The sequence below is a fragment of the Fructobacillus tropaeoli genome, assembly GCF_016860625.1.
GTDB lineage: Bacteria > Bacillota > Bacilli > Lactobacillales > Lactobacillaceae > Fructobacillus > Fructobacillus tropaeoli.
Genome location: NZ_BOJU01000007.1, coordinates 1 through 9,096 on the forward strand (window position 1 = coordinate 1; position 9,096 = coordinate 9,096).

A 9,096-nucleotide genomic window follows, 5' to 3' on the forward strand; every position below is an offset into this window, starting at 1 on the left:
TATACCATTTACATCATATGCGATTATGCCCACCAGAATAGCAAATAATGTTGTGGGTATACAACAAGTTGCAATTTCAATATTAATCACTTTAATATTCACAATAGTAATGTATAAATTAGCAGCACTAACTTATGAAAAAAATGCCTTTTCATACTCAAAACAAGGATTTTTTAAAAACATATTTTTATCTGTTCAAAATAAGTCATCAAAAAAGCTCACTAAATAATTTATTCTTTATATAGTCTGTCAACAAGAATAGCATTCAGCCTAGTTAACATAATGTCGATTACCGAAAGTAAAAAAGACCAGTCCCCAAATTTGGGGGCTGGTCTTTTTTTTATGATAAGCACACTTGCTCAATTTGGACCCAAACAATTGGTCTACTTCTCAGAAAGCGAATCTGAAGCCATTCTGGTTTTGTGAAAAAATCAATTCTGAGAATCTTCATGAGAACGTTTTTCTTCTCCAAAATCGGCATAAAACATAAGTAAAACCATCACTACTTGAACCAAAAAAAGAAACCAAGAAATTACTTTTGAAAAAGATATCGTCTGTTTCAAGAGAAAAGCTAATAACAAAATTCCCCACAATAATTTCTTGTTACGATTTAATTTATTCCGCATATTCTCTCCTCAAATATTTTCTATAACGTAGTATATCTAGAATTTTCTCGTCAGCAAAACCTCATATTTTGGGTACAAAAAAAGTACCGATTGCGGTCGGTACTTTTTCAGAAAGGTCCTAAACGAACCTTCTATATCTGAGAATAGTATAACACAAAATTACGTTATACTTGAAATGCTCTGTTTTGCGGAAATTTGCAGAGTGAAAGGAGGGTCCTAAATTGGAACTTCTATATCTAGTACTAGGCGAAGTATTTGCGATTTTAAATCTTGTACTTGCCGAAACGATCAAAGACTATTTCGCTAACAAGCGGAAGTAACTTTGGAAAACGATTGGTGCAAACCAGTCGTTTTTTTTGCCCTAAAAATCAAATCAAAAAAGCCATTTTAAGACCAAAAGTCTGTACATACAGCGTACGTACAACAGGTGAAACCGACAAAATTTACCCCATTTTCTGTACGTAAGCGTTACGTACAAGAAAAAATGGCTGAGTACTCGGGAAATCCCCATACTATGGGGTACCACGCTTGCGTGAGTATAATTTCCCCTTATGCTCTGTTTTGATGATTTTGTACACACGCTGTACATACGACGTGTACATACAGCGTATGTACAGCATTCAATCACTATAAGATTTATTAATGACCTTTGGGGTACAAAAAAAGCCCCGATTGCGGCCGGGGCTTTTTCAAGGAGACACGATCAATGCGCCTCATATTCCTATCACTATTATAACACCTTTAAGATATAATAGAAGCGCTCTGCATTGCGGAAATCAGCAGAGTGAAAGGAGGCACTTCAATGGAGGTCTTCATATTCCTAATTGGCGAAGTTTTTGCGATTATTAACATCGTAATTTCTGAAACCATCAAAGACTATTTCGCTAACAAGCGGAAGTAACTTTGGAAGACGATTGGTGCAAACCGGTCGTTTTTTTGTTTCCCTTTTTATACAAAATTCAACCAGATTTTGAATTCTCTGTCGACTTTTTAAACCTAAAACCAAATTAGTAAACAGTCAAAAACAACACTTGTCGGGGTCGGCATAAAAAGTAAATCGTGACTAAAAATGACGACAACAATTTTCTCTTTTGGACGCATTTTTTTACAAAATTTTATGTAAAACATGCGTAAAACATATGTAAAACATTTTGAAAAAAGTGCATGCACTGGGATTGCCCGCACAGCGGGGCTAAGGCACAATGTGCCGACAATCCCCCTTAACCTGTTACAACTCAATTTTTGATAATGACACTGTTTTTTTAGGGCGGAAAAAATTAGCAACATCGTGAAGCTGTTTTCCGATTTCAACCGAACGAGCAAAATGATTTTAACGATCAATTTTCCCTTTGAACGAAAACAAAACTTGCCAAAAACCTCCCATCCAGTAAAAAAGATTTTAGCGCGAAATTAACAAAATGAAATTTTTACTGTCGATATTTTTTTGATGATTTTAACCCAAACACTTTTTTCATTTTTAGATATTTTTAACGCATGCCATGAAAATAATTTTGAGCAAATGAAAAGGTTTTCTAAAAGAATAAACAATCAAAAACAAGCTAAAATAATCTTACGAATAACATGCCAAATAGTTTTTTCTGGTGATGACCTAACGGTCATCTGGCCTACTTATTTGCTGTGAAGTCTAACGACTTCATGCGCAAACAGCGTAGGATCTGTTTTTCTTTATCCGAAAAACATTTCTTTATCAATCAATTTGTTTTAATCTATTTTCTCTAAAAAACCAAAAGACTTTACTTGACTTTCGCACTGACCCCAGCCAAGGGCAGCAAGTTGTTTTGAGCAGAGAGAGCCCTTAGGTAAATCTCAAAAAAGAGAATACTTAAGGGCTTTTCCAAGGTATAGCTAAGAGCCATCGCTTTGGTCAAGTCGCTAACATCGTTTAAAGAGCATTCTGCCCACTCTCCCGTCTTTGACGGGTTATGCTTAGCCAGACTTCCGCTCTGAGCTTAAAACGTCTCTCAGAGCCTCTCAGGGTGCTATACCTGAGAGCCACTACTTTGCCAATCACTTGCTGGGCGAGCCAACCCATGTCCAATTATTCATTGCCCAGTTGCGCGCTAAGCAACCTTTGGACGTGGTTTGGACGGAACACTGCCTCCCTCCTTACGGGTACACGCCTGTCCCGTATCAGCCTTATAGGATAACAGCCCTAAGGAAATCAAAAGCCGTCACAGTAAAATTAAAAAGGAGGCCGTAAGATATTTACTTGCGCCCCCCCAAAAACCATGTTTCTTGGTTGATATTTTGTCTTTTTACAGTATAATAATAACTGATAATAAAGGATAAACTTTATTAGCTATTCTCTATTATAAAAACAAATGCAAGTAGCTGGCCTTAACAGTTACTGTGCAGTCCATTCAGTCTCCGGCAAGAGATTGAATGGACTTTTTTTATTCAATTCAATCTTCATTTTACCAATCAAGCCACCGATGTCAATAATTTTATAAAATTATTGACATATTTTTATTTTTATACTAATATATATTTATAAATATATATTAGTATAAAAATAAAAACTTATAATAATATATATTTATAAAATATATATTTATAGATTTTGTTGTTAAACTAACAATAAAACTTGTCTTTTGGTTTTTTTATACTTTTATAAAAATATAATTATAAACTATTATATATATGTAAAGTTATAAATTTATACATTTATAAAGGAGGAATATTTTGGCTAAAATCATTACTACCGGTAATTTTAAGGGTGGGGTCGGAAAAACTACAAATTCTGTTTTACTCTCTTACACATTATCTAAACTAAATAAAAAAGTACTTTTGATAGATTTAGACCCTCAAGCAAATGCGACTGATTTATTATTTACTACAATGTCTAACGTTTTACAGAAAAAAGTGATTTTCAAAGAAACACTTTTTGAATCCATTAAAAAGAATAATCCAAAAGAAGCCTTAATTAATATCAAAGAAAATTTAGATTTGCTACCTTCTTTTTCTGATTTCCAAAATTACGAAAAATATTTGTATGATAACTGGTCAGATGATTATTCTCAAGATCATCATCTGACAAATTTTATAAATGGTATTAAAAAAGACTATGATTATATTTTCTTAGATATACCCCCTCAGCTAAATAAATTCACAGACAATGCACTAGTTGCCAGTGATTTTGTAATTGTTGTACTTCAAACACAAGAACGGGCACTTAAAGGAGCAGAAAAATATATAGACCATCTATTATCTTTACAAGATGACTATAACTTAAACATTGACCTACTAGGAGTTTTACCTGTTCTACAACAAAATGGGTCCGAACTTGATCTAGACGTTTTACAAGATGCTGTTGAAATATTCGGCGAATCAAATATATTTAAAACACATATAAAGCAAATGAACCGTTTAAAACGATTTGATAGAACAGGAATTACTGACAATAGTAGTGATATACACGATAAAAGAGTCCATGACATCTATCGAAAATTAGCTGAAGAACTACAACAAAGAGTAAATCTATTTAAAAAATAAGGAGCAAACATGAATACAAATAGTATGGGATTAGATTCATTTCGGAAGAAAAAAACTGAACGTCCTCAAAATATCCCCCCCGAAGTTTCAGAAGAAATAGAACGCTCTATGCCAGAAGACCTTTTAAAACTTCCAGAAACTAGAATGACTAGTAAAGACTTACCAAAATCTATTCGCCTCCCCTTAAACACACACACTGCCGTTACAACAATTGCAACTTTACAAAGTAAAAAAATCTATGAGGTCATTAACGATATCGTTGAAGATTATATTTCTGAACTTCCTATTGCTGAAAAGAAAATAATAAAATCAAGTATTGAAACAGTTCAACATAGTCAAAATAATCACTAAATTAAACAATTGAAAATTGGATTTAATTTTTAAATATGAAGTAGGCTGAATGCCCCTTAAGCGACGTTAGCAACTTGGCCAAAGAAATGGCTCTTCTATATACCTTGGAAAAGCCCTTAAGTATTCTCTTTTTTGAGACTTACTTAAGGGCTTTCTCTGTTCACAACAACTTGCTGCCCTTAGCTGGGGTCAGTGTGAAAGTCAATTAAAGTTTTTTAGTTTTAAAAAAAATTAAAACAGATTCATGGATAAAGAGAAAAAAACCTGTGAGGCTTGAGAGGCAGTTGAACACTTTTGATAGATGATAATTATTAATTTTATAACAGATTTAAATTGGGTGTTGCCATTTTTTAAAGTTTAATTTTTCGACTTAGAATAAGTAAATTCCGTATGGAAAATTGGTCAAATTGGAAAATGATTAAATAATTTTGATTAACATATTTAGTAAAAATTTGTCGATACCGTTTAATATGACACAAAATTTTAATGATTTTGTTTTGAATGTCATTGGTAACAAAAATAGTTACATGATAAACTTTTACTTGTTGTTTAGAAAGATAATACATATGTATTATTGTTTATAGAGGAGAAAAAATGGTATTAAAAAGTTTTTTTGCTAAGTCAATTTTAGGGGCTCTTACCTTAATGGTGATGTCTGGTACGGTATTTGCGTCAGCTTCTGGATATTGGACTGTTACCACACAAACTGTAGGTGGGGGTGGTGCTTGGAGTTCTGATGGTACAGCCAATTTAAAACAGACCGCTGATGATTATGCTTCATTTAACGGTGATTCGTTACCTGCTTGGTTTGGATACACGTCACGTTTGGTAAATAGTAACGGTACTGGTGTTAGTAATCGTGTTAGTGTGGCAGTTGATCGCACGACTCATGCTGATAGTACTGCTTATTATAACCATTACTATCTTAATGATGTTCGTTCCAATCCATGGGAGCCTAGCACTACCACATCTAGAATGCATTTTAGTGCTGACTGGAAGTAAAAATAGAAATTAAAAAATACGGTTATTAACCGTATTTTTTAATTATGAAAGGAATTATTATGCCTAAAAAGCTGGCACTAACCACCTTCCTGATTATTAACATTCTGATTGGGACCACGATGTTTGTTACCCTACAAACTTGCTTAAATAGCAACTTAGGAGCAACGACAGCTACAACGACATCAAACACTTTTTTTTCTTTGCAACTTGGTCAAAATAGTCCAATTTATAGCATTATTGTGTTCACAATTGTTGCAGTCTACAGTAACTTTATCTGGATTTATAGTAAAAATAATAACTTCTTTTTTAATATTATCCAACGGATTGGCTATACTAAGTTTTTAAAAAAAGGGGCTCTGTATTCTTTTCTGGGAGGAAGCCTACTCTCAGTGATGATGTCTTTTTATCAGTTATCATTTTTAACCCTATTGATTCATCCACTACAATTAAATACTCCTGTTACCAATCAAAGCGAGGGAATCTCCGTCTTTGATAATGGTAATTTGTGGTCCATTGTTCAATTTATTATTTTAGCTGCACTAGGTTGGGGTGTTTACGCTGTCTTTGTTTTTGCTGTAACGCTGTGGATTAAAAAGAACGTTCTGGCTATGGTTAGTGGTGGTTTATTAGGAGTGCTTTTATTTGTTCTTCCGGCTCTATTAGCCCAACTATTACAAGGAATCGGGACTACATTTTTTTATCCAGTGCAAATATCCACCCTTTTGTCACCAGGGATGATCACCTATCCAAGCATTCCGATTGAGCAAGCGGCTTCTTATTTCCCTTACTCTCTTTTGTTTTATGCACTATTGGCCATTTTTTTGATGATTTTATGGGTGAAACAGAAAGAAAAGAAAAACTAATGATTGATCGGCTTAAAATACTCAAACCATCATGGATGACAGTAACGATCATTTTTATGATTAGTTGCCTGTCAATACAAAACTATCGAAATTTACCTCTAGGGAAAGACATTGTATTTGCCACCATTTATTGGCATGGACCCGTATTATTTTCGCAGACGATATTACTATTTTTCATTGCTTGGCAAGTTAGTTCATTTCGTAAAATTCAGCTGCTAGTGGCTGTTCGAGGGATGGACGACTTGATTCAAAAAAAGTTATTCAGCTTGGTGACATTTGAAGTATTGACCTACTTTATTTGGTTTGATGCTTCATTTTTACTAACAGGTCATTCACTTTTTATTGATGGTTCTCCTGTAATTGGCATCTGCCTTTTACTTTTCCGTATTTTTATCATATGGTTCCTTGGGATACTACTAATTTCTGTCTATACATCATCTTATCCAGGCATTATTTTATTTAGTGTACTGGTTTTGAACTTGTTCTATCACTATATTATTGAAACCCTATTTTTACTCGGAAAGTATAGTCAATACTATGACCCGCTATGGCAAGTTTTTCATCAAAAATAATCATTGGAGCTTTTATGTTAGAAATCAATCATGTACAAAAAAATTTTAACGATCAAGTCGTATTAAAAGACGTCTCACTAACTGGCCAACCAGGTCAACTGATTCATATTAGTGGGGAAAATGGTTCGGGTAAGTCCACTATTTTTAAAATTATTACGGGCATTATAAAACCGGATAAAGGAAATATTGCCATTGCTCCCCAAAAAACGATTGGTGCCCTGATTGAAAATCCCGGTTTTTTGGAATTTGAGTCAGGGTTAACGAATTTAAAGTTTTTAGCTAATCTAAATCATCACTATGACGAAAAAAAGATTAAGAAATTAATGTCTGGTTTCGGATTAAACCCGGAAAACAAAAGGGCAGTCTCTAAGTATTCTCTTGGTATGAGGCAAAAACTTGGCATTATCCAAGCCATTATGGAAAAGCAAAGTATCATCCTGCTAGATGAGCCAACAAGAGGGCTTGATCAGGAATCATTAAAACACTTTGCTACTTTGGTTACTCAATTAAAAGAAGAAGGGAAACTGGTCATCATTGCTTCGCATAGTTTTGATCATGATTTGTCTTACGATGCGTGGTATCGATTGGCAGATGGAGTGTTGATACGTGAAAAATAAAATAGGGTTCGGAATGTATTTCCTATCAGCGATTTTTATTTTTTTTGTTTTACCAATCAAAGAGTCACAACTCACAGGAACGCAACAAATACACCTACTATACGGATTTGGCAGTGATGATATTTATGTCATCATGTCTTCTATTCTTTACTTTTGGTTCGACTATTTAACACTGATGATGCCATTACAAGGTCTTTTAGATATCCGACGTTTTATACAAATCCGTCCTGTCAAATTCCATCAGAAAATAACCCTATATTTTGGGACGTTCTACCCCTTTTTTATAGCGTTTTTCATTGTTAAATGTTTAGGTTTACTGTTCGTCAGCCCATATGCAATATGGTCCATCCTAATTGCTGTAATTCTTTGGTGGTTATTGCTCCTGATATTATCGACTACCGAACTTAGCACTTCATATACAACGATTATTGTAATCGTTTCCTTAGTATCCATCCGACTATTTTTTTCAATTATATAAAGGAAGTTGAATGAAAAAAGAACCAAAAAACAATCAAGTACTATACATCATAACTGTTATATTATCGGCCTTTTCTTTAATCACAGCATGGATTCCATATGTGAACTTAATCGGCGTGCTGTCTTCCCTGATGGCTGTGATCTTAATCATTAGCATCCTGATTAAGTCAAAAGGAAAGGGGTGGAAAAAGTATAGCGTTAGTCTTTTAATTTCCATTTTAGCTATTTTCATCACCGTAACACTGCAAATGAGCGTCCACTACGTTCATCAAATAGCCCTACAAAAATCAAGTACACAACTCAAGAGCAAGGCTTTCAAGATTGGCCAATCCATCACGATTGAAACTGACCAATACCGAGTTAACAGTGTTTCATTTTTAAATCGTATTGCCAACTATTCACCCAATCCAGGGAATAAAATCATTGCAATATCGTTGACGATTAAAAATACGGCCACAAAAGACTTGGGCACAGGTGACGCAGACCTACAATATGCAACAAACATGTTTCACATTCAATCCGGAAACAGCGACATTCCTTTAATGACAGGCGAAAATCTACCAAACGAAATCCCCGCACAAGGAAAAATCGCTGTTAAAGGTAGTATCACTGGCACCCTATATGCTGAAGTCCCAGCCAATAGTCATCCTAAACTAGTCTATGGACAATCCCAGAATCAATCGTCTACTAATGACCGAATTCCTTCTTTCTCAGTTAGCCTCACATAAGGAATTTTATTCATGGTATTGAGCTATAAAAAATCTTCTCATGAAGGTTCTCAGAATTGATTTTTTCATAAAGGCTACATCGTTTTAAATGGGATTTCTGAGAAGTAGACCAATTGTTTGGGTCCAAATTGAGCAAGTATGCTTATTCATAAAAGAAAGACCAGCCCAAAAATTTTTGGACTGGTCTTTTTTACTTTCGGTAATGGATTTTTTATGTTAAGGCAGATTCTATAATTAATTCGAACGAGAAAATTTAAAATAAAAAACCCAAAGAATTCTTTACAATGGTAGTTGCTAGACAAACCAAAAGGAGAATTTCTTTGAGCCATTTAATTTTATCATCTTAT

The 9,096-nt window shown here is 34.1% G+C and carries 9 protein-coding genes; 8 read left to right on the forward strand and 1 reads right to left on the reverse strand.

Annotated features, from left to right (window positions below):
* On the forward strand, window positions 1–229 hold a 229-nt coding region (locus FT12353_RS08365; protein WP_373299362.1), incomplete at its 5' end, for a hypothetical protein.
* A 202-nt stretch (window positions 230–431) separates the two neighbouring features.
* Here FT12353_RS08365 and FT12353_RS08370 read toward each other — a convergent pair.
* Window positions 432–626, reverse strand: coding sequence for a hypothetical protein (locus FT12353_RS08370; RefSeq protein ID WP_203619390.1), 195 nt, complete (start codon window positions 624–626; stop codon window positions 432–434).
* 2,703 nt (window positions 627–3,329) lie between these two features.
* Between FT12353_RS08370 and FT12353_RS08375 the strand changes: the two genes are divergently transcribed.
* The 7 genes from FT12353_RS08375 (at window position 3,330) to FT12353_RS08405 (ending at window position 8,749) form a co-directional block, all read left to right on the forward strand.
* Window positions 3,330–4,139 carry a ParA family protein gene (locus tag FT12353_RS08375; RefSeq protein ID WP_203619391.1) on the forward strand — a complete coding sequence of 270 codons (810 nt, stop codon included), beginning with the start codon at window positions 3,330–3,332 and terminating at the stop codon, window positions 4,137–4,139.
* 9 nt (window positions 4,140–4,148) lie between these two features.
* The gene (locus FT12353_RS08380) at window positions 4,149–4,490 is read left to right on the forward strand and encodes a hypothetical protein (RefSeq protein WP_203619392.1); all 342 of its coding nucleotides are present in this window, start codon (window positions 4,149–4,151) and stop codon (window positions 4,488–4,490) included.
* A 594-nt stretch (window positions 4,491–5,084) separates the two neighbouring features.
* Window positions 5,085–5,492 carry a hypothetical protein gene (locus FT12353_RS08385; RefSeq protein ID WP_203619393.1) on the forward strand — a complete coding sequence of 136 codons (408 nt, stop codon included), beginning with the start codon at window positions 5,085–5,087 and terminating at the stop codon, window positions 5,490–5,492.
* Window positions 5,493–5,551: 59 nt separating this feature from the next.
* The gene (locus FT12353_RS08390) at window positions 5,552–6,355 is read left to right on the forward strand and encodes a hypothetical protein (protein WP_203619394.1); all 804 of its coding nucleotides are present in this window, start codon (window positions 5,552–5,554) and stop codon (window positions 6,353–6,355) included.
* Window positions 6,325–6,927: a hypothetical protein gene (locus FT12353_RS08395; RefSeq protein WP_203619395.1), complete on the forward strand. Its 603-nt coding sequence runs from the start codon at window positions 6,325–6,327 to the stop codon at window positions 6,925–6,927. The genes FT12353_RS08390 and FT12353_RS08395 overlap by 31 nt, the downstream gene beginning before the upstream one ends.
* A gap of 14 nt (window positions 6,928–6,941) precedes the next feature.
* On the forward strand, window positions 6,942–7,544 hold the full coding sequence (locus FT12353_RS08400) for an ATP-binding cassette domain-containing protein (protein WP_203619396.1): 603 nt from the start codon (window positions 6,942–6,944) through the stop codon (window positions 7,542–7,544).
* Window positions 7,545–8,032: 488 nt separating this feature from the next.
* On the forward strand, window positions 8,033–8,749 hold the full coding sequence (locus tag FT12353_RS08405) for a DUF4352 domain-containing protein (protein WP_203619397.1): 717 nt from the start codon (window positions 8,033–8,035) through the stop codon (window positions 8,747–8,749).
* Window positions 8,750–9,096: the final 347 nt, after the last annotated feature.

What these genes read in the sequence shown, in the direction of transcription:
- FT12353_RS08400 (WP_203619396.1), top strand. Translation starts at nt 6,942, where the DNA reads ATGTTAGAAATCAATCATGTACAAAAAAATTTTAACGATCAAGTCGTA.
- FT12353_RS08405 (WP_203619397.1), top strand. Translation starts at nt 8,033, where the DNA reads ATGAAAAAAGAACCAAAAAACAATCAAGTACTATACATCATAACTGTT.
- FT12353_RS08385 (WP_203619393.1), top strand. Translation starts at nt 5,085, where the DNA reads ATGGTATTAAAAAGTTTTTTTGCTAAGTCAATTTTAGGGGCTCTTACC.
- FT12353_RS08380 (WP_203619392.1), top strand. Translation starts at nt 4,149, where the DNA reads ATGAATACAAATAGTATGGGATTAGATTCATTTCGGAAGAAAAAAACT.
- FT12353_RS08395 (WP_203619395.1), top strand. Translation starts at nt 6,325, where the DNA reads ATGGGTGAAACAGAAAGAAAAGAAAAACTAATGATTGATCGGCTTAAA.
- FT12353_RS08370 (WP_203619390.1), bottom strand. Translation starts at nt 626, where the DNA reads ATGCGGAATAAATTAAATCGTAACAAGAAATTATTGTGGGGAATTTTG.
- FT12353_RS08390 (WP_203619394.1), top strand. Translation starts at nt 5,552, where the DNA reads ATGCCTAAAAAGCTGGCACTAACCACCTTCCTGATTATTAACATTCTG.